Here is a 24,548-nt window from a genome sequence, read left to right on the forward strand (position 1 = left end):
CGGTTGATGGTTAAGAGGCTTGCTGCACCTTCTTAGATGTCAAATGGGTTCTATAGGGTTGCCCCGTCTAGTGGCAGGAGAGGGTTTTGCTTTGAAGGATGGGAGTGATCGCATGGCAGAATTGTCGGTGCGGCATAGGCTTACCATAAAGTTTCCTCGTCTTCAGAGTCAGCATTTGAATTTTGTGTAAAAAATTTGTAGCGGAGATGTTAGTTTCTGTTGAGCAAGTGGGTATCCTCAGAACGGGAGACTTGCTAATACCTCAGTATTTACCGCAGCAAGTATGTGAAGCATGACTGGTTCGGGGGATGAATACCTAATTTCCCGCAAAAAGCAGATTGAGCGGCGAAAAAAGATTGTCACGATAGTGTCATTAGTGTCGTTTGTTGGTTCTACGGTGTTTGCAGTAATTCCAGCAATACAACAAGCTAGTCAACCTAAGCCAGTAACTGCGTCTGCTTCTCCTGAGTCAGGATTACAGCAACAGGCGCAGGGCTACGAGCTGATTTTACAACGAGAACCAGAAAACCAACATGCTTTAGAGAAACTGTCCTGGTTACGGTTGAAATTGAAGGATACTAAAGGTGCGATAGAACCATTGGAGAAGCTGGTGAAGTTGTACCCTGAACGGCAAGATTACAAAGTTGTATTACAGCAGATTAAAAAGCAACAGGATAATAGCGATCGCAGCACAAATAAGCTGCCCAAATCTAAGTAAAAGTTTCACTTAAATATTTTTGGAAAATAATAATTTTGAGATTAAAAATAAACAAAAAATGTTTGATAGTAAATCTATTTTAATCACTGGTGGTACAGGCTCCTTCGGCAAGCAATTTGTGAAAACGATTCTCAGCCGATATCAACCTCAGAAAGTCATAGTTTATTCACGGGATGAACTGAAGCAGTACGAAATGGCGCAGGAGTTTAATGCACCGGTGATGCGCTATTTCATTGGAGATGTGCGCGATCGCGATCGGCTACGTCTGGCAATGCGGGGTGTCGATTATGTTATTCATGCTGCGGCACTCAAGCATATTCCTGCTGCTGAGTACAACCCAATGGAATGTATTAAAACTAATATTCATGGGGCAAATAATGTCATTGATATCGCCCTTGATCAAGAAGTAGAAAAGGTGATTGCCCTCTCAACAGATAAAGCAGTTAATCCAATTAATCTCTATGGTGCAACCAAGCTAGCTGCTGATAAACTTTTTGTTGCAGCTAATAATATTGTTGGGACAATGAAAACCCGATTTGCTGTAGTTCGCTACGGTAATGTTGTCGGTTCAAGAGGCTCGGTAGTGCCTTTCTTTCAAAAACTCATTCAAGAAAAAGCCCCAGAGATTCCCATTACAGATCCACGCATGACCCGCTTTTGGATTACCCTCCAACAAGCTGTAAATTTAGTTTTTAACAGCTTTGAAAGAATGCAAGGAGGAGAAATATTTGTACCTAAGATTCCTTCAATGAAAATTACCGATTTAGCTGAAACACTTGCACCCGGAGTTCCAATTAAAGTTGTTGGTATTAGACCAGGAGAAAAATTACATGAAGCAATGTTTTCTTCTGAGGCTTCACATTTAGTATTGGAGTTTTCAGATCATTATGTAATTAGACCAACTATTGAATATGCTCATTCTGTGGATTACGCCTGCAACGCTTTAAGTGAAAAAGGATTCGCCGTTCCAGAAGGGTTTGAGTATAGCTCTGAGATCAATACAGAATGGCTAAAAGGTTTCCAACTACTGGATATATTGAAACAATGAGTAATATTCTGTAAAAAAAGCAAATAGAAATGAAAAAAGCAAGCTGGAATGAGTATTTGTCTTTATGTAATCCTTGGACTAAGAGAATAATTGGATTAGAAGCATTCCCTAAAAAACGTGATCTGGAACAAATTGAGCGAGAATATAACCAGGATAAGTACGCCTCTCTTTTAAAGTTTCAATTTACAGATATTGAGCTTTACAAAAAAAAAGAACTTGAGCTAGCTGGTCTAAATGAGAAAAATGATATTTTTATTTCACTTGGCGAAGAACTTTTTGAAACTCCTCATGAATTAGCTTTCTCCATTTACTATTCGTCTATTGTAAATGTAATTAGAAGATATAATCCAGACAGGATTTGTGAACTTGGTTGTGGCTATGGTTATAATTTTTCATATCTCAAAAATATCTGTCCAGAAATATATGGAGGTGAATACTCTACAAATGCAGTTATGCTAGGTAATTCCATAGGATTTGATATTAAAATATTTAATTACTATAACTTAGATGATTATTTGCTTATTAAAAATAGAAGTTTAGTTTTAACTAGTCATAGTGTAGAGCAGATTCCCAGTGCAAAATACTTCATTGAAGGATTGTCTGCGAATAAAGATAATATTGATTTAGTTGTAAATTTTGAACCCACTTTTTTGATAGATAGAACATCTTTTGTAGGTATAATGAGAAATCGCTATATTGAAATTAATGATTATAATCATGATTTAATTACTCTATTGAGAGATAGAGATGATATTGAAATTATTGAATATCATTCAGATTATATTGGTATCAATCCTCTCAATTCAACCAATATAGTAGTTTGGAGATTTAAATAAAGCTTGTTATGGCTAATTATTTTAATTTTATTCCATACGGACGACAAAGTATAAGTCAAGAAGATATTGATGCTGTAATTGAAGTTTTGCGCTCAGACTGGATTACTCAAGGCCCAGCTATAGAGAGATTTGAGCAAGCTGTTGCTAATTATTGTGGAGCGAAATATGCCGTAGCAGTTTCTAGTGCGACAGCTGCATTACATATTGCTTGTCTTGCTGCTGATTTGGGACAAGGAGATATTCTCTGGACATCACCAAATACCTTTGTTGCCTCAGCTAATTGTGGACTTTACTGTGGTGCAAAGGTTGACTTTGTTGATATTAACCCCAATACCTACAATTTGAGCGTAGATGAATTAGAACGTAAGTTAGCTGAGGCAGAAAAGCAAAGTTGTTTGCCTAAAGTATTAATACCTGTTCATTTTGCAGGGCAATCTTGTGAGATGGAACAAATTTCTTCTTTATCACAGCGTTATGGTTTCAAAATTATCGAAGATGCTTCTCATGCGATTGGCGGAAGCTATCAGGGAAAACGTATTGGTTCCTGCCAATTTTCCGATATGGCAGTTTTTAGCTTTCATCCAGTTAAAATTATCACAACTGGTGAAGGTGGTATGGTGCTAACAAATCATGAGGAATTGTATCAGAGATTAATTAGATTAAGAAGTCATGGCATAACTCGCAATCCAGATTTGATGCAAGGAGAATCTAACGGTTCTTGGTATTATCAGCAACTGGAATTAGGCTTCAACTATCGGATGACAGATATCCAAGCAGCATTGGGTGCTAGTCAAGTACAACGACTGGATGAGTTTGTAGAACGTCGGCAGTTGATAGCTCAAAGATATAATCAGCTACTACAAGATTTACCCCTGATGTTACCTTGGCAACACCCTGATTCTGAATCTAGTTGGCATTTATATGTAATTCGGCTCAAGCTGGATAAGATTAATAAAACTCATCGACAGATATTTGAAGAACTTCGCAGCACAGGAGTTGGTGTTAATTTGCACTACATTCCAGTTCATACACAACCTTACTACCAAAAATTAGGTTTTCAATTAGGAGACTTTCCACAGGTTGAGCAATACTACGAGGAAGCTATTACTATCCCCTTATATTATGGGCTAAATAAAGAGAGTCAGGATAAAGTAGTAATTTCGCTAAGAGAGAGCCTGACATGAAAACTGTAATTATTGTTCAGGCAAGAATGACTTCAACTCGCCTTCCTGGAAAAGTACTCAAAAAGGTATTGGATAAGCCTTTATTAGAATATCAGATTGAGAGATTAAAGCGAGTCAAGTTGGCTGATGAAATTGTAATTGCTACTACCATAAATAGTACAGATTTGCCAATCATTGAACTTTGTAATCGCCTTTCAGTACCATATTTTAGAGGTTCAGAAAATGATGTGCTAGCCAGATATCATAGCGCGGCTAAAGAGCATCATGCAGATGTAGTGGTTCGGATCACCTCCGATTGCCCGCTTATTGATCCACAAGTGATTGACAAAGTAATTCAATTTTATCTGGATTATAGATATAAATATGATTATGTTTCTAACTGTTTAGAGAGAAGCTACCCACGAGGAATGGATACTGAGGTTTTTTCTTTTCTAGCATTACATCAGGCATTTTTAGAAGCAACAGAACAACTCGAACGGGAGCATGTTACTCCGTTCATTAATATACAGCCTGAACGTTATCGATTGACTCAGGTAGTTTATTCAGAAAATCAAAGTTTACATCGCTGGACAGTGGATACAGCAGATGATTTTGAACTTATCAAAAGAATTATTGAAGCGCTTTATCCTAACTTTCCAAATTTTACTTTGGAGGATTGTTTGGATTTGCTCAAACAGTATCCTGATTGGGCACTAATTAATGCACATGTGGAACAAAAACAATATGGTAAATAACTCTGATTTTAGAACTGAGCAAGAACATTTTTGGGCTGGTAGCTTTGGTGATGAATACATCAATAGAAATCAGGAATATATTTCAAGTGCTAGCAATATTTCACTATTTGCAAAAATCCTTTCAAGAACTAACTCTATTCAATCGCTAATTGAGCTTGGTGCCAATATAGGTCTTAATCTACAGGCAATTAAAGAACTTATTCCTAGAGTAGAAATTTCGGCAGTGGAAATTAACCAAAAAGCTGTAGAAAAATTGCAAGGACATAATGATTATAAGGTTTACCACCAATCAATTCTCGACTTTGTACCCGTTTATAAATATGATCTGGCTGTTGTTAAGGGAGTGTTGATACATATCAGTTCGGATATGCTACCGAAGGTATATGAACTACTTTATCAAGTTAGTAATCGTTATATTTGTATTGCAGAATATTATAATTCCACACCTGTAGAGGTAAATTATCGTGGTCATCAGGGTAAATTATTTAAGCGGGACTTTGCCGGTGAGATGCTTGATAAATTTGATGATTTACATCTATTAGATTATGGTTTTGTCTATCACCGCGATAATCAATTTCCACAGGATGATGTAACTTGGTTTTTATTAGAAAAGACTGGTTGCAAATGAAACTATTTATTCGGGCAGATGCATCAACACAAATAGGTACAGGTCATGTAATGCGTTGTCTGGCTTTGGCTCAGGCTTGGCAAGATGCAGGTGGTCAGGCAATTTTTGTTATGGCGACGGAAGCAGCAAATTTGAAAACTCGGTTAAAGTCGGAGGGAATGGAAGTTATCCACCTGCCGATTCAGCTTGGAAGTACTGAAGATGCTGAAGAAACAGCAAAACTAGCACGTCAGTTTAATGCAAGTTGGGTTGTGGTAGATGGCTACTATTTCGGTGCTAAGTATCAAGAAATCATCAAGGAATTTGAGCTAAAACTTTTATTCATTGATGATTATGGACACGCAAAACATTACCATGCTGACATTATTTTAAATCAAAATATTCATGCTGATGAGGGATTGTATATAAATCGACAGCCATATACTCAATTGTTACTTGGTACAAGCTATAGCCTTTTGCGACGGGAGTTTTGGCAGTGGCGAGGATGGCAGCGATCGCTCCCTCCAATAGCTAAGAAGTTACTAGTTACACTAGGTGGTGCAGATCCAGATAATGTAACTCTCAAGGTAATTCAAGGATTGCAAGAAGTAGAAGTAGAAGGGCTAGAAGTAGTTGTTGTAGTTGGAGGAAGTAATCCGCATTATGAGCAACTGCGATCGGCTAGTCAAAAGTTGCAGTTTCCTATCCGTCTAGAAAGAAATGTAACAAATATGCCCGATCTCATGGCTTGGGCTGATGTAGCGATCGCTGCTGCTGGCTCTACATCTTGGGAACTCGCTTTTATGGGTTTACCCAGTATTGTTCTAATTTTGGCAGATAATCAGCAAGATACTGCTAAAAAACTAGGCAAAATCAATGTGGCTGTTAATTTGGGGTGGCATCAAGATATTTCAGAAGTAGAGATCGCACAAGGAATTAAAAAATTACTCTTAGCAAAGCAAGTCAGGATGGAAATTACCCAAAAGGGTCAGAAATTGGTAGATGGTTATGGCACTACCAGAATAGCAACCATACTATTGGAGGCAAAAAAATGAATCCAATTCGCATTGGTGAACGCTTAATTGGAGGAGGCCAGCCTTGTTTCTTGGTGGCAGAAATTGGTATTAACCATAATGGCGATATTGAATTAGCCAAGAAGACAATTGATGCAGCTGTTGATGCTGGTGCCGATGCAGTCAAGTTTCAAAACTATAGAACTGAAGATTTCATCTCTGATAAGTCTCTGACTTACGAGTATATTTCTCAAGGTAAGACTGTTATTGAAACCCAGTATGAGATGTTTAAACGGTATGAATTAACAATGGAATCGCTAGGGGAATTAAAAGCCTACTGCGATCGCCGCTTAATCAGCTTTCACAGTACCCCTACTAGTGAAGGTGGCATTAGGGATTTAGTAGAAATTGGTGCGCCAGTATTGAAAAATGGCTCTGATTACCTTACACATTTACCCCTGATTCGACAGATGGGACAAACAGGCTTGCCTACAGTACTTTCAACAGGTATGGCAACACTGGCAGAAATTGACGACGCCTTACATACCTTCTACGAGACAGGAAATAACCAGCTAATTCTGCTTCACTGCACTTCATCCTACCCAACGCCACCTGAAGATGTACACCTACGTAAAATCCCAGCGCTGTCAGCAGTTTTTGGATGCTTAGTAGGATTCAGCGACCATACTGAGGGCATTAGTGGGGCAGTTGGAGCAGTGACCTTAGGAGCCTGTTGGATTGAAAAACATTTTACGCTGGATAAAAATTTGCCGGGGCCAGATCACTGGTTCTCATCTGACCCAGATGAATTTCGGAATCTCGTTACAGCAGTGAGAAAAACAGAAAAATGTCTGGGTAATTCATCCGTGGGCCCCACACCTAGCGAAACACAAGGCCGTCAAAACTTTCGGCTATCCTGTGTAGCAGCACATTCATTACCAGCAGGGCATTTGTTGACCCAAAATGATATTGTCTTCCAGCGTCCTGGGACGGGTATACCACCAGCTCATTCATATTTACTAGTAGGACGCACTCTTAAATATGCCTTACTAGCCAACAAAGTTATTGAGTTATCAAACTTGAATTAAAGTATTTCCGTAACCAGCAACAGATCGTATTTTCAAAACTATAGATTTTATATGAGTGAAACACTAACCTTCGATCCAATTTGGGAAGAGAAATATAGCCAGGGGCATTCGCAGCGCTATCCTTGGGATGCAGTAGTAAGCTTTGTTTTCCGGCATTATCCACATCACAAGCCACGCCATGAGGTGAGAATTCTAGAAGTTGGTTGTGGCACAGGTAGTAATCTTTGGTTCGCAGCGCGTGAGGGGTTTTGTGTATCTGGTATTGATGCTAGTCACAGTGCGGTCAAGTATGCACAAAAGCGTTTTGCTGAAGATAATTTAACTGGTGACTTCCGAACAGGTACTTTTAATCAACTACCTTTTGAGAATAACTATTTTGATTTGGTTATAGATCGGGGTGCTATTACTTGCTGTGGTCTTTCAGTGGCACAACAGACGGTAGCTGAAATTAGACGTGTCCTGCAAACAGGTGGAAAATTCTTCTTTAACCCTTATAGCGATCGCCATAGCAGTTATGTATCTGGACGGCCGGGATCTGATGGGCTAACTTTAGATATCTCTGCTGGCACATTGGTAGGAGTGGGGCAAATTTGCTTATATGGGAGGCGTGAGGTAGAAAGTTTATTGACAGACGCCTGGAAACTGCTTTCGCTACAGCACCTGGAAATAGTTGAACAGATACAACCGCAGTATATGTTACATGCTGAATGGCGGGCGATATCTGAAAAGGTATATTAATCAGGATGAAAATATGTTGATTGCTTTGCGAGATATTCTACAAGAAGATAAAGAAACAATTCGCCAGTGGCGTAACCTACCTGAAGTCGCCCAATATATGTATAGCGATCACTATATCACTCCTGAAGAACATGAAAAGTGGTTCCAGCAGAGTTTTCACGATACAACCAGAAAGCATTTTATTATCACTTATGCTAAAAAGGATGTGGGCACTGTTGATTTTTACAACATTGACTATAAAAATAAATATTGCTACTGGGCATTTTATTTAGCCAGCACCGATATAAGAGGCAAAGGCATTGGTGGATTTGTAGAAGAACTAGCATTGAAGTATGTATTTGAAAAATTACAACTCAATAAACTTTGCTGTGAAGTTTTTCAATTTAATCAATCGGTCATAGATTTACATAAAAGTTTTGGGTTTACTCAAGAAGGGTATTTTCGACAACATATATTTAAAGCAGGTCGTTTCTTTGATGTTGTTTCTATGGCCATTTTGAGAGAAGAGTGGGATATTAAACATCCACAAATTGAGCAAAGGCTACAAAAAATTTTAGGGCGTGTAAGAAGAAATATAGAAAATAGAGATATTACCCAAATTGACTAAGGTTATTTATTCTTAGACATTTGATAATTGAATACAATTTGCAACTTTGTTTTAACTATGTGTTTGCCAGTGGTATTTTTTACCTGCGTCAGACAGAACTGATGGCTTACTTGGAATTAATGGTGCGTCGTATGTTTTCCTTGCTCATATTTGCAACGAAAATTACTCTTCGATATCAGCTTTTACTAAAGCAGGCTTTATCCGTGTTCGATTTCCCTTATACTGTCCCAAGGAACATTGCAAGATGGTTGTACAGAAAACTCAAAAAAATTTGCCCGACGAAGCTTTTTCCGGAGATATTGATGTCAATCTGTTGAAGTCTCAAGAGTATACAAGACGAATACGAACACATTATCTACCATTGATTCAACAATATGGAGCGACATTTCAAGCAGTTGATTGGGGGTCAAGTCAGGGGCAGACCAATCGATTTCGGATATTATTAGAAGTTGGAAATATTGAAAATGCCACAATTCTGGACGTGGGCTGTGGAATAGGTCATTTAGTTGAGCATTTATCGGCACTAAATTTTCAAGGTAAATATCTGGGCATTGATATTATACCAGAGATGGTAGGTTGCGCTCGTGAGTGTTATCCCACTTATCTATTTCAAGAAGGTAGCATTTTGGAGTCAGACAATAACTGGATAGCTGACTATGTATTAGGCAGTGGCTTATTTAACTTCGGCGATAGGGAGCTAATGGAAAAAACTATACAGACAATGTTTGAAAGCTGTAGCAAAGCTGTAGCTTTCAATTCCCTAAGTAACTGGGCTGAAAAGAAAGAATCTGGAGAGTTTTATGCAGATCCTTTGGCTACAGTTCAGTTTTGTCGTACTCTGACTCCCTGGGTAGTTCTACGTCATGACTACATACTCCATGACTTTACCATCTATATGTACCGGGAACCCTGTTACAAATGAAATGATTGTATCTATATAATCAAGCCAGCCTACTTGCTATCTCTATAAGGAGGAAAGATGATCGTCACTATTAGTCAACCACGCTATCAGCCTTGGCTTGGCTACTTTCACCGCATTGCAATTAGTGATTTATTTATTTACCTAGATACAGTCCAATACACCCCCCGTGATTGGGAAAACCGCAATAAAGTAAAGACTGATCGGGGTTCGACGTGGCTTACTGTACCAGTCAAAGCCAACTACCGTGCCATGATTCCTGAGGTACTGGTAGATAATGAACAATTTTGGCAGTGGAAACACTGGGGAACCATAAAGACCTATTATGGTAACTCTCCTTACTTCTGTTCTTTTGTCGAACGATTACATAGTATTTACAAAGAGAAAATATGGCATAGTCTGACTGACTTAAACTTGTCCCTAACAGATATTTTGTGTGAATGCTTAGGACTTGAGCAGCCTCAATTTATCAAAGCCACTGATCTGGGCATACAGGGGAAAGGGTCAGAACTCATTCTCAATATCTGTAAGGCTGTGGGCGCAACAGTATATTTGTCTGGTTCCCAAGGTAGGAACTATATAGACGAAGCCGCCTTTGCTGATGCAGGTATTAATATTCATTACCAAGATTATAACCATCCTGTTTATCCACAACTACATAATGAGTTCTTGCCAAACTTGGCAGCGATTGATTTACTGTTCAACTGCGGTGCTGATAGTTTGGATATCCTTATGAGTGGGCAGGATGAGATTAAACAATGAACATTCTTATAGTGGCTGCTCATCCAGATGATGAAGTACTGGGTTGTGGTGGTGCGATCGCTAAACACACTCAGCAAGGTGATATTGTTCATGTTCTTATTTTGGCAGAAGGAGCTACCAGCCGTACTCCACAGCGCGATCGCAAAAAGCTACAAAATGAACTTTCAGCTTTGGCTGAAGTAGCACATCAAGCTAGTGAAATCTTAGGTGTGACTTCCCTTACGCTGCATGACTTCCCTGATAACCGCATGGACAGTTGCGACTTGTTAGACATAACTAAAGTCATAGAACAAGAAATTGTTCAATATCAGCCAGAAATTATTTATACTCACCATATTGGTGATGTTAATATTGACCACTGCCGTATTCATCAAGCGGTAGTAACTGCTACTCGACCGATGCCTGGTAGTACTGTTAAAACTCTGCTGTTTTTTGAAATTGCTTCTAGTACTGAATGGCAGACTCCTGGTTCAGCTCCTGCCTTTGTACCAAACTGGTTTGTGGATATATCAGAAACCTTAAGTTTGAAACTAGAGGCATTAGCAGCTTATGAGTCTGAGATGCGTCCTTGGCCTCATGCTCGTTCTGTTGCAGCTTTAGAGCACCTAGCTCGCTGGCGTGGTGCTAGTGTAGGTGTGGAAGCTGCTGAGGCTTTTATCTTGGGAAGAAGAGTGATTAGTTGAGGCAGTGAAGGTGAGATATTGCTGTTACAGTTGCAACTCTAAGTAGTTGATTTAAATTTTTACAAAAGTTTACTATCCTGTAATCACCGTGAATTCACAGAATTAATTTTGCGGTTAGCGTAAATCTAGACAAATTTATCAGTAGAATTCCCCTTGGATACATAGTAGATATAGCGTTAGATTGCTTGAGTTAATAGGCGATCGCTTTGCATTGCTCCAGTCTTGGAAATGGGAGATATTTTCACATCACTAAAATATTTTTTTAGGAAGTAAATCAACGTTATGTCTACCAAAAATAAAGTTCTTTTCTTCTCTCCCTATGGCTTGTGGTTAATTCATAATCAACTGGATGCTGTTGTAGCTACTGCATTACAACTTCGTGACTGTGAAGTTTTGGTTGTAGGTTGTGACGGCATTTACAATGACTGCGCTATTACAAGGTTTAATAGCAGCGAAGAATTATGCAAAAGCTGTTCTAAAGTAGGCAAAAACTTTTTTGAAGATTTATTTGGTCTACCATACACACAAATACGTAACTTTATTGAAAATGATGATTACACCATTGCTAACAATTGGATAAAAACAGTCAGTCCTGAAAATTATAATAATGCTGTATATAATGATTTACCAATTGGTAAATGGGTAACTTCAACTATTTATACCTACTTTCGGATATCTGTTACAGGACTAGCTAGTAATCATATCCAAAGAGTTCATAAAAAATATTTAATTGATGCTTTAGTTACTTATAATGCACTGATTAAACTATTTAATAATTATAAACCAAGTAATTTATTTTTATTTAATGGACGATTTGCTCCCTATCGCATTGCATTTGAAGTAGCACGTCAGCTAAAAATCGATGTCATAACTCACGAAAGAGGTTGGATTGATGATAGTTTTATATTTTTCGATAACACTACTACATTGAATACACAGCCACTTTTAAAGTGTGTAAAAAATTGGCAGAATACAACACTAAGTAATGAAGAACTAGCACAAACCAAAAATTATTTCATAAATCGTGAATATGGCTTGGATATGAACTGGCCATCATTTTATAATTTTCCAACAAATCATATAGATATTCGTCGTCAATTAAGAATACCTTTAGAGGCTAAAGTTTTTGCAGTATTTACCTCAAGTGAAGATGAATTAGCAGCATTAGATGATAGAGCAAGAATTACTGATCAATTTAATATAATTACCAATTTAATAGAGATATTTAAAAATAGAAATGAATACTTAGTAATTCGTCATCATCCTTATATAGGAGGTAATAAAGATACTCCAATAGAAACAGATTCTTTGTCAAAAGCTTATCAACAGGTATTTTCTCTACCTGAAAATATCCGCGTTGTAATGCCTTCTGAGCAGTTAACCTCCTATGCATTGCTTTGGCATACAGATGCAGCGATCGCCTTTTTTAGCACAGTGGCAATTGAAGCGATCGCTAGAGGTGTACCAACAGCAACATTAGCAACTTCATCTTATGAAAAAGCCTCACGATACACTATTCAAGATACTAGTATTGAACATCTAAATCAACTCGTTGATAATTTATTAGCAGATTCATCTAAATTAACAGCAGAAGATTTCAAGAGACTTTATCGCTTTACGAATGCTTACTTCTTTAAATTTTCTCATAAATTTAGCTCAATTGGTATAAAGAATTTTTATTTCCACGACTTGAGATTTGAAACTTTAGATGATTTGCAGCCAGGTAATGATCCAACCTTAGATAAAGTTTGTAACAGGATTATGCTAGGTTCTTCCCTTGAAAATTTACCTAACAACAATTTAGATAATCGATTGCTAGAACAAGAAGAGGCTTTTTACAAGCAAGAATTACAAGAAATAGAAAATCATAAAATTCTAGTAAGAGAACAGAGTTTAAATCATCATAATTTGGCTTCAGACATTTGTGTAGTAGCTGTTATATATCTAATATACAAATTTAATTCCACAATTGAAAGTCAAATTTTGTCTGATTCTTTGCATAAATCTCGATATAAAAATATAGTAATATACGAAATTAATGATTGTGAATTAAGCGATTATCAAACTGTTGCAGACTCTATTTTATCTTTAACGGAAAATATAGTAGCAGACTATATACTTGTTGCCAACAATTATACTCAGTATGATGATTCATTTATATCTTCAGCCATTGATATCCTAACATCTACAGATTCTCAAGATATAAATGGAGTTTTTACAGGGGGTTGGCTATCATCTGTAGAAAACAGAATAGAGGATGGCATATTTATTTCAGGGGTATTCAAGAAACAAGAAAAACTTGTATTTCGCCAGAAAAATATTACATATCCGCAAGCATTAGAAGTACTTCCACTACTCAATATTCCGCTTAGTGTGTTGTTATTTGGAATAATTAGAAAGAGTACACTAAGAGAAATTTTACAAGAAGTCAGAATAATCCCAGAAAATCAAGCTGCTCAATACTTATTTGAATCCGTTTTTAACAGTGATAATATTTGTAAAATTGAACTGCCTAAGCTGGTTATTCGTCAAGAATTAGAAGTCTTGGAGGCTGTTAATAACTCAACGCCAGAATTACCAATTCACTTTTTTACTATAGTCCTAAATGGGCAACCGTTTATTCGGTATCACATTGAAGTATTTAAACATCTTCCTTTTAAGTGGCATTGGCATATTATTGAAGGGGTAGCCGACTTAAAGCACGATACAGGTTGGAGTGTGAAACTGGGTGCAAATATCAGTAAGGAAATGCATAAAAATGGTCGTAGTTACGACGGGACTACAGAATATCTAGATGAAATAGCACAACTTTTTCCGACTCAAATAACAATATATCGAAAACCAGAAAGTATTTTTTGGGACGGAAAACGAGAAATGGTCAATGCACCACTTATCAACATTCAAGAGGAATGTTTGTTGTGGCAGGTTGATGTAGATGAATTGTGGACATTAGAGCAGATTTGTGCTGCTAGAGAAATGTTCATTAGCAATCTTGAGAAAACAGCTGCTTTCTATTGGTGCTGGTGTTTTGTTGGTGAAAAATTAATTATCAGTACTCGTAATTGTTACACACAGAATCCTCAACTAGAGTGGCTAAGAACATGGAGATTTAAACCAGGAGTATTTTGGGCAGCACATGAACCTCCCGTATTAGTAGAAACCTCATTAGATGGTGAATATCAAAATGTGGCAGCAATCAATCCTTTTTTACATCAAGAAACTGAGAAAATTGGTTTAGTTTTCCAGCATTTTGCCTATGTAACAGCAAAACAATTGCAATTTAAAGAGCAATATTATGGTTATATTAATGCTGCTTATGAATGGCAAACTTTGCAGGAAACAACTAAGTTTCCAGTTCTTTTGCGTGAATACTTATCATGGGTAACAGATGAAACGAGGGTTGATACTGCTGAAACATTGGGTGTAGTACCAATTGCACAAAAAGAACTCAGCAGCAATAATTGGCGATTTTTACAACCAGATGAAATGCAGCAGCAAATTGCACAAATTCAAAAAACAATACCAATAATTATTGTTGATGGTGTTTTCTTTCAACTTTATCAAACTGGCATTGCTCGTGTCTGGAAATCCTTGTTAGAAGAATGGGTAAAAAATGGATTTGCTAAACATATTATTCTCCTTGACCGTGATGGCACTGCACCCATAGTTCCTGGTATTAGATATCGCACAATACCATATCATGATTACGACAATATTGACTCTGATCGATCCATGCTACAGCAAGTGTGCGATGAAGAAAGTGCAGATTTATTTATTTCGTCGTACCATACAACGCCGACTACTACACCTTCTGTATTCATAGCTCATGACATGATAGCAGAACTAATAGGTTCCAACTTAAATCATATTATCTGGCAAGAAAAACATTATGCAATTAAACACGCGTCTGCCTTTATTGCTGTTTCAAAAAATACAGCACGTGATTTAGTAACCTACTTTCCAGAAATATCCTTGGAGTCTGTAATAATCGCTGAGAATGGAGTTGACCATACAAAATTTTCAGTAGCTAATCAGGAGAATATTCATCAATTTAAAATAAAATATGGTATTACCAAACCTTACTTTCTGTTAGTCCGCCTTGGGAATATTTATAAGAATAGTATTTTGTTTTTCAAAGCTTTTTCACAGCTTCCAAGTAGCTATGGATTTGATATTGTCGTTACAGGAAATGATGGTGTATTATCACCAGAATTTAGAGACTATACATTAGGTAGCATTGTTCATATGCTGCATCTCAGTGATGAAGAGTTAGCAATAGCTTACTCTGGTGCTATCGCATTAGTTTATCCTTCTAAGTATGAAGGTTTTGGGTTGCCCATAGTAGAAGCAATGGCTTGTGGTTGTCCTGTGATTACTTGTCCTAATGCTTCAATTCCAGAAGTTGCAGGTGAAGCTGCAATATATGTGAATGATGATGATGTACATGAAATGACAAATGCACTTTGTGAAGTACAAAAACCAGCTGTTCGTAATTTATTAATTACGGCAGGTTTATTACAGGTACAACAGTTTTCTTGGATGAAAATGGCGCAAACTGTCAGTACTGTATTAATTAAAGCTACACTTATTTCTTTAAATCTCAATACAATTAATCTAATTATTTTCCCTGATTGGTCACAACCAGAAGAGTCTCTTGGTTTAGAGTTGCAACAAGTTATTAAGACAATTACTACTCATCCTAATAGTGAAAAAAGTGAAAAAATTACCCTACTTATCGATACTGTTAACATTGCTAGTGAGGATGCTGAACTGTTTTTATCTAGTGTAGTTATAAATCTTTTGGTACAGGAAGATTTAGACGTTACCGAAAGATTAGAAATTTCTCTAGTGGAAAAATTAGCTGATATTCAGTGGGACGCTTTGCTACCTCGCATCAATGCCAGAATTATTTTAGAACATGAGGCTCAACAAGCTTTAGCCCAAGTGCTACTAGCTAAAATACCTTCTTGCCAAATTGATAACTTAAGCAATCATCTAAATATTCTCCTGAAGCAAGAAAAACAAATTAAATATCAATCATCTAAAAAATTTATTACTTACAATGTTAAAGATATTTCTATAAATCTTCCCTACGATCATGTTTTGCCACATTATCAGAATAGGTTTAGACTTTATGACAAATTTATAGGTATTATCGCTAAATATTTACCAAATAATCAAGACTTTATAGTTGATATTGGAGCAAACGTTGGTGATACAACAGCTCTGCTACTGCAATATTGCTTAAACCCAATTATATGTATAGAAGCAGATAAAGAATTCTTTGATATTATGGAACATAACCTTTCAGAATATAACCAAAGAATTGTTTTTGTAAATTCTTTTGTATCAGGAAACAATTTCCAAAATGTAGAACTGGTAAAAAATAGGGGTACAGCAAGAGCAGTAGAAAGTAAAACTAAAAGTTTGAAATCAGATTCATTAGAATCAATTATTAAAAGTTCAAATTTAGGTACGTGTATACTCATAAAAACTGATACTGATGGATTTGACTTTGAAATTCTATTATCTTCTCTGAGTATAATTAAAGAACATAATCCCATACTTTATTGGGAAAATGAAATTTCATCCCTAAAAAATATAGAGCTTGCGAAAGATTTACTTAATGAATTAAAAAATATGAATTATACCCAATATATCGTTATGGATAATTTTGGTAATCCGTTATTTTATGGATGTTCATCTCAATATTTAGAGCAAATTAATGAGTATCTGTTTAACAATATTTATACCAAAAATAATACTTTTTATTATACAGATATAGTTGCCTTTCCAGAAAGATATAGTCATCTTATTCCACAAATAGCATCTGAGTATAATGATTTTATCAGAGGTTCAAATGTATACCCTACTCCTTAATGGGAGAAATATTGGTGTTGAGAACGCCAAAGTGTTTTTATCTAGTGTCAATATAAACTTTCTAATGAAAGAAATTTTAGAGATTATTGAAGTATTAGAAATTTCTCTGTTTGGTAATTTTGCAGATATTGAGTGAGAAGCTTTTCTAGCTCAAATTGATGCCAGAGTAGATAGCTTTATTAATTAACTATGTATCTACTCTATCTTAAACAAGATTTAGATAACTAGTTATACCCAGGTTTATATATGGAATCTGCTCGTTCTCCTAATGATGTCTATTTACAATATATTCAACAATTAATTCCATCTGTTGATACTGATACTTTATCGAAGATTGCTCTAATTCTGGCGAAAACTTCTTGGGATAATCCCAATTCCTCAGTTGATTGGAATAACTTGGCAGTAGTAGCTCTGATAGAAGCAGAACAGTGTAATGATAATTTAGTCATGCGCTCAGTTTATCTGGAAATAGCTTTTGAAGCCCTAAATAATGGTTTTAACATAGATAGGCACCCAATTTGTTCTGCCCATATTACTTTAATTCATAGCATGATTGGAGAAATATCAACAGCAACAAAGATAGCATTTAATACTTTTATCAACACTCTTCAGTCTGCTTATACAAATTACGATAATCATTCTAGCTTTTTAATATATATATTTGAAAATCAAAAAAATATTTCTGGTAATTATCAAAAGTCATTTAAAACTATTTTACGCTCTGATAATAGCTATCAGCAAGCATTATTTTTGTTAAGTGAAATAATCTGTCGTTCGCAGATAGCGTTTTACACTACTGCAAGTCGTCGTATGTTACATCTGGTTGATCGAGTTTTAGAAAACTCAGTTAATGTTAGTCTAAAGCTAGGAATATCTAGTTTAATATATGGGGAACCAGAAGGAATTTTATATTTACATCAATCTATAAAGTTAGTGCCAGATTACGCACCAACTCTTCACGCACTGTACTTGGCTTACCGAGACTTAAACCAGATAGAAGTTGCAGGTTACTGGCAGGAAGTCTCCCGTAAATTTTATCAGTCAAATTCCTCATCTCCAGAGTGGCATTGGACTAAATTACCCAAAGATGGCCTGTTTACTTATGTACCTTTTGAAGGTGATTTAATCATGGCAGTTGAGCCAAGCTTGCGTAGTATTGTCACCAGCGTGTTAATTACCGAGCAAGACTGGTTTGAAAAAGAAATGGAGTTTTGGCGCAATAGTATTAAACCTGGGATGACGGTTATTGATGTTGGCGCTAATGTGGGAGTCTATACTTTCAGTGCTGCCTTAAAAGTTGGCTCACAGGGAAGAGTTTTAGCAGTTGAACCTTTCTCAGGTTGTGTACGTTGCTTGCAAGAAACCTCTAGAATTAACCAATTTTCATGGGTAAATGTTTGTGCAGGGGCAGCTAGCGATCGCAATGGTACTGTAAAGTTATTACTACATCCTGCTAGCGAACTCAACCAGGTGATTTCTAGTGATGCAGCAGAGAATATGCCTTCTGACGCTTTTGAGGAAGTTACTTGTTTTACTTTAGATAGCCTAATTGAGCAAGAAAATATTGAGAAAGTCGATTTTCTCAAAATAGATGCAGAAGGTCATGAAATGGCAGTACTTGTAGGTAGTCAAAAATTACTTACTCAGTTTGCCCCGGTTATCTTATATGAAAATATTTCAGATAGTCAAGTCAGCAATATTGAGGTTGAACAGTATTTAAGAAATATAGGATATAAACTATTTTACTATCAAGCTTACACACAAAAATTGATATTAGTTAATTCTACTAGTGATTTTAATGAGCAGCTAAACTTCATTGCTTTGCCACTTCAAAAAGATTATGATTAACTTTATTTTTAGATTATAGATTGTGATTTTTACTTTTAAATATTATCTATTGTTAGGTAATTGCTTGAGGATAAAAGCAAAATTTTTAAGTACTTTTATATTAAAAATATTAGTTAAATAAAGGTAATTAACAAGTGAGAGAGATTAACTTAAGTAACAGAGCAGAAGGATCTATTACAGACACATTAGCTGTGAAATATGGAAATATAAATATTATAATTTTTCCTGATTGGTCGCAATCAGAAGAGTCGCTAATTGTAGAATTAGAACAAGTAATTAAAACAGTAATAAATCATTCTGATAGTAACCAGATAACGTTACTTATAAATACTAATGGCATATCTGAAGATGATGCCAATTTAGTTTTGTCTACTGTGGCTATGAATCTGCTACTAACAGAAGATTTTGATATTACTGTAGAATGTGAAATTTCTCTGCTGGAAAATTTAGATGAACTTGAACTGAGAGCTATAGCTCCTTTCCTCCACGGTCGAATTATTCTACAACATGAAAATCTAGAAGGTTTAGCATCATTTATAATAGAGAAAGTCCCTACGTATAAAATAGAACGCTTCCATAATATACATGTCGGGCAATTAGTTTTTGATTTAAGTACTAGATTGTTTCAAGAAGGCAGATGGATAGAAGCGATCGTTCAATATAAAAAACTTTTAGAAATCCAATTGGATGATGTAGATATTTATTACAATTTAAGTTATTGCTATAGACATTTAAACCTGCTAGAACAATATTTTAACACTCTTCAGCAAGGAATTAAACTTTACCCTACAGAAGGAAGATTACATTTTTCATTAATAATCGATTTGCGGCGAAATGGACGTATTGAAGAAGCAATTTTAAGTGCAGAAAATGCTGCTAAATGCTTACCTGATGATTATACTTTTAAAATCCTCAAATATTTAACAGTTCCATCAATATATGAAAACATAGAGGAAATTAACTTCTATCGCCAAAGCTACGCTCAAGGATTACGAAATTTAATTGAGCAAACATCTATCAAAACTACAGAAGAGCAACATAGTGCTTTAGCAGGTATAGGTCGTCTCACAAACTTTTACTTATCATATCAAGCACAAAATGATATAGATTTGCAACGCCAATATGGAAAGTTAGTACATGAAATTATGGCAGCTAATTATCCACAATGGGTAGTTCCTTTATCTATGCCTAAGCTTCAGCCTAATCAAAAAATTCGTATTGGTTACGCTTCACATTACCTGCATTCTTATAGTGGCACACTGTGGTTAACTGGCTGGTTACGTTACTGCGATCGCCAAAACTTTGAAGTTTACTGTTACTACACAGGAAATGAGTCAGATCCTGTTACCCAACAGTTCCAAAATTACAGCGATGTTTTTCACCATATTCCTCATAACTTACCAGCAGCTTGTGAACAGATAATTGCTGATAAATTGCATATTTTAGTCTTTCCTGAAATAGGTATGGATGCCCAAACCATGCAAATGGCGGGTTTGCGGCTTGCACCTTTGCAATGCGTGGCTTGGGGACATCCGGTGACAACAGGCTTACCCACAATTGATTACTTTTTATCTAGCGAGTTAATGGAACCTGAAAATGCCCAAGAACATTACTCAGAAACATTAATTCGCTTACCCAATATTGGGGTTTCTTATCCTAAGCCATATATTCCTCCTGTTATCAAAACCCGTTCCGATTTTGGGCTAGAAGATGATGCAGTTATCTATTTATGCTGCCAAGCTCCTTTTAAATATCTACCCCAATATGATTTTATTTTTGCGGAAATTGCTCGTCGCCTTCCTCAAGCTAAATTTGTGTTTTTGCGTGGTACTTTACTTGAGCCACGCCTGAAGCGTGCTTTTTCTACTGTTGGACTTAACAGCGAGGATTACTGTGTATTTATCAGCATTCCAGAGCGACTAGACTATCTAATGATTAACTTGCTTTCAGATATTTATTTAGACACATTTACTTGGTCTGGTGGTAATACTACTTTAGAAGCGATCGCTTGTAATCTCCCCATTGTCACCTGTCCTGGAGAATTTATGCGGAGCCGTCACTCTGATAGCTTCTTAAAAATGTTAGGAGTGACAGATACCATCGCTCAAAATGAAGCCGAATATATCGAAATTGCTGTCAAATTAGGACTAGATCAGGCTTGGCGAGGCGCTATTGCCGAAAGAATGAGCCAAAATCACGATCGTCTCTTTGATGATAAAGCTTGTGTCGCAGGTTTAGAAGCCTTCTATCAACAAGTTTGTAGTAAGCACTTTAGTGCTTAAATTTGTAATTTTAGTCAACTTAGAGCCAGGAATAATGGGATTCGCGGCTACATAAACGTTCGCCATGTTCTCGAAGGATTAAGGAAAAATTGAGGGTTTGAAACCCACTTCCGTGGGTTTTGCCTGTTGTAGACGAGGTTTATAACCGCCCTTTAAGCTTATTTTTCCTCAATATAGTTCTGCCACATTTGCTCGTAAGCCTTCTCCATCTCACGAGTGAATTGTTTTCCATTCCACAGTGGTGCTGTTTGTCGAGATGCTTTTAATTTCAAAGCCACCTGTTGGCGTAAAGCTTCATCTTTCCCCAATCGCACACCCCACTCTACATACTCTTCATCAGTCCATGCAATACCTTCTGTAATACCAGCATTCATCATCATGGTGTAGCTATTTCGGGCAGCAAATTGCTGTCCAACTCTGCTTACTAAAGGAATACCCATCCAGAGTGTTTCTAAGGTTGTCGTCGCGCCATTATAAGGATAAGTATCTAATACAATATCCGCAATGGCTAAATTAGCTCTGTGGACAGACTCAGAGATATCCAAAGGTAAAAACCGCAGACGTGAACACTCTACACCCTCTTCCTCTGCTAACTGCATAAAAAATTTCTGCACAGCTTCTGTGTCTGCTATTCCTTTAATCAAAAAATAGCTATTAGGTACTTCCTTAATAATTTTCATTTGCAGCCGTGCTGTATCAGGATGGCGCTTAAATCCTCTTTGAGCGCTGAGATAAACTACAGCATCACTAGGAATATCAAGAGAGTCCCGTCGTAAAGTTGGCACACCTACCTCAAAACCATCTACTGCTATATAGGTTTGGGGTAATCTCCAGATTTTTTCTGTATAGTATTCCTGAGCAGATTCTGGTAGAACATAAGGATCGGCAATAAAGTAATCAACTGCTGGTATTCCTGAAGCATCCCAACCTAACCACGTTGCTTGCACAGGTGCAGGTTTAAGCGCCATAATTTCACAAGTAATATCTAAGGTAATACTATCCAAATCGATTAAAATATCAATCTCATCTTCGTAAATTTTTTCGGCAATATCGTCAGTATAAATTCCACCTTGATAAGCTTGAGTAAATTGCTGAACATACCATTCTTGTAATGGATCATCTACTTGTTTATAATTTATAAAATAGCCATAAATATCAAACTTTTCACGGTTGTGATGCTGAATTAGCCACCTAGCCAACCAACCAACTGAATGCTGAGATAAACAATGGGATAAGTAGCCAATCTTTATTTGCTTATTTGCTTTATATAAACTACGTTGTTTATATCGTTTAACTATTTCATTGGCATATTCTTGCACGTTAAGCTGACAAAGTTGCGCCACTTGATTCTGAATTTGTCTATTTTTTAGCGGGTTATCTTGTAAGTAAGATGCATAAGAATTAGCATTGAAGAGACGCAATACCCTAGCTGATTCCAGATTTATAGGTTGTTGTTCTACCAAAGAGTTTAGTAAATATTCCTGCTCAAGGAAAACTGCATAAGCTTCGTTCCAATAAGCAGGGGCTTCTATTAATCCTCGCTGTATCAGGTGTTTGGCAAAAACTTGGTCACTTACAGTCTTTGATAGTGAGTAGCATAACTTAGCTACTTCTATTCCTTGAGAATAATTATTATCTCTTAGATAAAAAGCAGCGAGATGGCGCAGAAGTTCTAGATTTTCAGGTTCAAGGCGCAAACATAGCTCTATTATTAATACTGCTATTTTAGTTTGCCGCATAGAATGGGCGATTTTGACTGCGGCTGGCAGCAAAATATTAATGAAAGGTTGAGGCTGAATAACATGGGTTAGACAACACTCTGCAAACTCTAGGACAGAGGGGTGTAAAGGGTCATCATTGATGATCCTCTCCAATACTCGCAACAATAACTCAATATCTATAATTACTTCTGACTGAATTAACTCAATTACCTCTAGGGAAGTTAATTCATCACCAGTAAAATTTTCTAGCTTAATAGATAGCTCAATCAAATACAGAAGATTATTCACATATTTCGGAGAAATTTCCCGTATATGTTGGCGAATTGCCCAAGCAAATGAATAATCTGCCAGTGTCTCTCTGCGTTCGGCTTCGGTTTGCAGAACCTTTATCAATTCCGCAGTCCATTGCTCAACTTGTTGGGCTTCTCCTTCCTCCATACCCAGCAGCCAAGTCATTTGCGCTTCTGCTTCTTGTCCTTGCAATAGCAACATTAATCCTAAGTTCCAATAGTGAGATTTCACTTCTGGTTCTGTTTCGATGGCTTGTTCATAGCGGCTAGCAGCTTGAGTATAGTTACCTTTGATAAAATATTGCTGGGCTTGCTGCTCTAATGGAGAGATGTCAGTAATAATTTGGACAGAAGTCATAGTCAAGAATTTTCAGGATAGTACTAGTACTATTCCCAGAATTCACAACAAAATTAAAGTGGGTAGCCGAGACTACCCACTGTTATAAAACTTGCAATTAGATATAGAACTTAAGTTGTTACTTAGAAGTCAACTCAGAAAAGCCTGTGTTACAACCAGGTTGTATTGGAGTACCTGATGAGGCTCCAGCTGTACCAAAGCTTGCTACTTCAGCACTCCGATCGCCAACAGCATCAGACTGGCATAATACGGCTAGAGTAGTTGCTTCACTGGTAGATAATACGATTGATTTAACAACAACACCCTTATAGGATTTGAGAGTCCCTTTCAGAGATATACCATTGTTGGCAACCAGAGTAGTATTCCCATTAATAGCGTATGCATAATTCTCAGTTTGGGTTCTAATCCCAAGGCCTAGCTTATCCATGACAGTGGTAAAATCACCATTTTCCAAAAGATATGCTTGCTGAGAGCGGTTCATAGAACCAGTATACTGTTTAGCTTCTGACTGTTTACCTTTGTTAGCTTGGTTGAGGAAAGATGGCAAAGCGATCGCAGACAAAATACCAATGATGATAATTACTACTAATAGTTCAATGAGTGTAAAACCCTCATTTTCCTTCTTTTTGCCGAGGAGGTGTTGGAGAAACTTTGCTTTCAATTCGGTTTTCATAAGTGTTTTTCCTGGGGTAGGAAGCGCTTGTGTGTTCTAGATGTAACTTACCCACTCATATTTGGTTTCATATCACCCCACCTAAAATTCTTTTTCAACTATTCAACTGTGTTTTTATTTATATCGCGAGCGCGTTAGATTATAGGCTATTTTCCTTATCTATAAAGGGTTTTATCAGTTCAGAATATCTAATCTCACCATTGTTCAGTTAAACAAAGCTATCTATTGAGACTATGTGGGGAGATAGAGATTGATACTGGTTGCAGGTTATTAAAACCCCATTTCCAACTTATGAAGACTCTATGGGACAGTTGACAGGGTGGAATGGAATGTACTATACATACTTGCTTATGAAAATATATGGAAATTGAGCAAGAGATGTCTATTTTTGTAAAGAGTCTCAAAGAAAAGGGTTTGCTTGACCAAATTCATATAACAGTTTGGTAATCTAGCTTTGGCAATACATTAAACTGTGCATTGTCAAATATATGAGGTTAATTTTACCAGGACTTACGCAACTGGCACAGTGCGATCGCTCTATATAGTATTTTTGTACTAT

The 24,548-nt window shown here is 36.7% G+C and carries 18 protein-coding genes; 16 read left to right on the top strand and 2 right to left on the bottom strand.

Annotated features, from left to right (window positions below):
* The first annotated feature begins 292 nt into the window (after window positions 1-292).
* The 16 genes from HWQ44_RS00335 to HWQ44_RS00415 all read left to right on the top strand — a co-directional run bounded on the left by HWQ44_RS00335 (window position 293) and on the right by HWQ44_RS00415 (window position 20,947).
* Entirely contained in the window at window positions 293-718 is a 426-nt protein-coding gene (locus tag HWQ44_RS00335) for a tetratricopeptide repeat protein (protein ID WP_292713470.1), read from the top strand.
* Between the two features lie 58 nt (window positions 719-776).
* Window positions 777-1,766, top strand: a complete 990-nt coding sequence (gene pseB / locus HWQ44_RS00340) for a UDP-N-acetylglucosamine 4,6-dehydratase (inverting) (protein ID WP_292713472.1) — start codon at window positions 777-779, stop codon at window positions 1,764-1,766.
* A 29-nt stretch (window positions 1,767-1,795) separates the two neighbouring features.
* Window positions 1,796-2,602, top strand: coding sequence for a hypothetical protein (locus tag HWQ44_RS00345; protein ID WP_292713474.1), 807 nt, complete (start codon window positions 1,796-1,798; stop codon window positions 2,600-2,602).
* A gap of 8 nt (window positions 2,603-2,610) precedes the next feature.
* Window positions 2,611-3,786 carry a UDP-4-amino-4,6-dideoxy-N-acetyl-beta-L-altrosamine transaminase gene (pseC, locus tag HWQ44_RS00350; RefSeq protein WP_292713476.1) on the top strand — a complete coding sequence of 392 codons (1,176 nt, stop codon included), beginning with the start codon at window positions 2,611-2,613 and terminating at the stop codon, window positions 3,784-3,786.
* A complete protein-coding gene (locus tag HWQ44_RS00355) occupies window positions 3,783-4,520 on the top strand; it encodes a glycosyltransferase family protein (protein WP_292713478.1) in 738 nt (245 codons plus the stop codon). Before pseC ends, HWQ44_RS00355 begins: the two co-directional genes overlap by 4 nt.
* Window positions 4,510-5,148, top strand: a complete 639-nt coding sequence (locus HWQ44_RS00360; protein WP_292713480.1) for a pseudaminic acid biosynthesis-associated methylase — start codon at window positions 4,510-4,512, stop codon at window positions 5,146-5,148. The genes HWQ44_RS00355 and HWQ44_RS00360 overlap by 11 nt, the downstream gene beginning before the upstream one ends.
* Complete coding sequence (pseG, locus tag HWQ44_RS00365; protein ID WP_292713482.1) at window positions 5,145-6,182, top strand: UDP-2,4-diacetamido-2,4,6-trideoxy-beta-L-altropyranose hydrolase; 1,038 nt, start codon at window positions 5,145-5,147, stop codon at window positions 6,180-6,182. The genes HWQ44_RS00360 and pseG overlap by 4 nt, the downstream gene beginning before the upstream one ends.
* Window positions 6,179-7,228: an N-acetylneuraminate synthase family protein gene (locus tag HWQ44_RS00370; RefSeq protein WP_292713484.1), complete on the top strand. Its 1,050-nt coding sequence runs from the start codon at window positions 6,179-6,181 to the stop codon at window positions 7,226-7,228. The genes pseG and HWQ44_RS00370 overlap by 4 nt, the downstream gene beginning before the upstream one ends.
* Window positions 7,229-7,279: 51 nt before the next feature.
* Window positions 7,280-7,966 carry a class I SAM-dependent methyltransferase gene (locus HWQ44_RS00375; protein ID WP_292713486.1) on the top strand — a complete coding sequence of 229 codons (687 nt, stop codon included), beginning with the start codon at window positions 7,280-7,282 and terminating at the stop codon, window positions 7,964-7,966.
* A gap of 13 nt (window positions 7,967-7,979) precedes the next feature.
* Window positions 7,980-8,573, top strand: a complete 594-nt coding sequence (gene pseH / locus HWQ44_RS00380) for a UDP-4-amino-4,6-dideoxy-N-acetyl-beta-L-altrosamine N-acetyltransferase (protein WP_292713488.1) — start codon at window positions 7,980-7,982, stop codon at window positions 8,571-8,573.
* Between the two features lie 244 nt (window positions 8,574-8,817).
* Window positions 8,818-9,495, top strand: a complete 678-nt coding sequence (locus HWQ44_RS00385) for a class I SAM-dependent methyltransferase (protein WP_292713490.1) — start codon at window positions 8,818-8,820, stop codon at window positions 9,493-9,495.
* 57 nt (window positions 9,496-9,552) lie between these two features.
* Window positions 9,553-10,254 carry a WbqC family protein gene (locus HWQ44_RS00390; RefSeq protein ID WP_292713492.1) on the top strand — a complete coding sequence of 234 codons (702 nt, stop codon included), beginning with the start codon at window positions 9,553-9,555 and terminating at the stop codon, window positions 10,252-10,254.
* On the top strand, window positions 10,251-10,937 hold the full coding sequence (locus HWQ44_RS00395) for a PIG-L deacetylase family protein (protein ID WP_292713494.1): 687 nt from the start codon (window positions 10,251-10,253) through the stop codon (window positions 10,935-10,937). Before HWQ44_RS00390 ends, HWQ44_RS00395 begins: the two co-directional genes overlap by 4 nt.
* A gap of 282 nt (window positions 10,938-11,219) precedes the next feature.
* Complete coding sequence (locus tag HWQ44_RS33470; RefSeq protein ID WP_335202186.1) at window positions 11,220-16,817, top strand: FkbM family methyltransferase; 5,598 nt, start codon at window positions 11,220-11,222, stop codon at window positions 16,815-16,817.
* Window positions 16,818-17,063: 246 nt separating this feature from the next.
* The gene (locus HWQ44_RS00410; protein WP_292713496.1) at window positions 17,064-18,665 is read left to right on the top strand and encodes an FkbM family methyltransferase; all 1,602 of its coding nucleotides are present in this window, start codon (window positions 17,064-17,066) and stop codon (window positions 18,663-18,665) included.
* Window positions 18,666-18,799: 134 nt separating this feature from the next.
* Window positions 18,800-20,947 carry a glycosyl transferase family 1 gene (locus tag HWQ44_RS00415; RefSeq protein WP_292713498.1) on the top strand — a complete coding sequence of 716 codons (2,148 nt, stop codon included), beginning with the start codon at window positions 18,800-18,802 and terminating at the stop codon, window positions 20,945-20,947.
* Window positions 20,948-21,105: 158 nt separating this feature from the next.
* Here the strand turns inward: HWQ44_RS00415 and HWQ44_RS00420 are convergent, their stop codons facing one another.
* Together HWQ44_RS00420 and HWQ44_RS00425 are read right to left on the bottom strand one after the other, a co-directional pair.
* Entirely contained in the window at window positions 21,106-23,316 is a 2,211-nt protein-coding gene (locus HWQ44_RS00420) for an O-linked N-acetylglucosamine transferase, SPINDLY family protein (protein ID WP_292713500.1), read from the bottom strand.
* A 118-nt stretch (window positions 23,317-23,434) separates the two neighbouring features.
* Entirely contained in the window at window positions 23,435-23,989 is a 555-nt protein-coding gene (locus HWQ44_RS00425; RefSeq protein WP_292713501.1) for a type IV pilin-like G/H family protein, read from the bottom strand.
* Window positions 23,990-24,548 lie beyond the last annotated feature (559 nt).

The organism is Nostoc sp. JL34, from assembly GCF_017114945.1.
GTDB lineage: Bacteria > Cyanobacteriota > Cyanobacteriia > Cyanobacteriales > Nostocaceae > Nostoc.

What these genes read in the sequence shown, in the direction of transcription:
- HWQ44_RS00335 (WP_292713470.1), top strand. Translation starts at nt 293, where the DNA reads ATGACTGGTTCGGGGGATGAATACCTAATTTCCCGCAAAAAGCAGATT.
- pseB (WP_292713472.1), top strand. Translation starts at nt 777, where the DNA reads ATGTTTGATAGTAAATCTATTTTAATCACTGGTGGTACAGGCTCCTTC.
- HWQ44_RS00345 (WP_292713474.1), top strand. Translation starts at nt 1,796, where the DNA reads ATGAAAAAAGCAAGCTGGAATGAGTATTTGTCTTTATGTAATCCTTGG.
- pseC (WP_292713476.1), top strand. Translation starts at nt 2,611, where the DNA reads ATGGCTAATTATTTTAATTTTATTCCATACGGACGACAAAGTATAAGT.
- HWQ44_RS00355 (WP_292713478.1), top strand. Translation starts at nt 3,783, where the DNA reads ATGAAAACTGTAATTATTGTTCAGGCAAGAATGACTTCAACTCGCCTT.
- HWQ44_RS00360 (WP_292713480.1), top strand. Translation starts at nt 4,510, where the DNA reads ATGGTAAATAACTCTGATTTTAGAACTGAGCAAGAACATTTTTGGGCT.
- pseG (WP_292713482.1), top strand. Translation starts at nt 5,145, where the DNA reads ATGAAACTATTTATTCGGGCAGATGCATCAACACAAATAGGTACAGGT.
- HWQ44_RS00370 (WP_292713484.1), top strand. Translation starts at nt 6,179, where the DNA reads ATGAATCCAATTCGCATTGGTGAACGCTTAATTGGAGGAGGCCAGCCT.
- HWQ44_RS00375 (WP_292713486.1), top strand. Translation starts at nt 7,280, where the DNA reads ATGAGTGAAACACTAACCTTCGATCCAATTTGGGAAGAGAAATATAGC.
- pseH (WP_292713488.1), top strand. Translation starts at nt 7,980, where the DNA reads ATGTTGATTGCTTTGCGAGATATTCTACAAGAAGATAAAGAAACAATT.
- HWQ44_RS00385 (WP_292713490.1), top strand. Translation starts at nt 8,818, where the DNA reads ATGGTTGTACAGAAAACTCAAAAAAATTTGCCCGACGAAGCTTTTTCC.
- HWQ44_RS00390 (WP_292713492.1), top strand. Translation starts at nt 9,553, where the DNA reads ATGATCGTCACTATTAGTCAACCACGCTATCAGCCTTGGCTTGGCTAC.
- HWQ44_RS00395 (WP_292713494.1), top strand. Translation starts at nt 10,251, where the DNA reads ATGAACATTCTTATAGTGGCTGCTCATCCAGATGATGAAGTACTGGGT.
- HWQ44_RS33470 (WP_335202186.1), top strand. Translation starts at nt 11,220, where the DNA reads ATGTCTACCAAAAATAAAGTTCTTTTCTTCTCTCCCTATGGCTTGTGG.
- HWQ44_RS00410 (WP_292713496.1), top strand. Translation starts at nt 17,064, where the DNA reads ATGGAATCTGCTCGTTCTCCTAATGATGTCTATTTACAATATATTCAA.
- HWQ44_RS00420 (WP_292713500.1), bottom strand. Translation starts at nt 23,316, where the DNA reads ATGACTTCTGTCCAAATTATTACTGACATCTCTCCATTAGAGCAGCAA.
- HWQ44_RS00425 (WP_292713501.1), bottom strand. Translation starts at nt 23,989, where the DNA reads ATGAAAACCGAATTGAAAGCAAAGTTTCTCCAACACCTCCTCGGCAAA.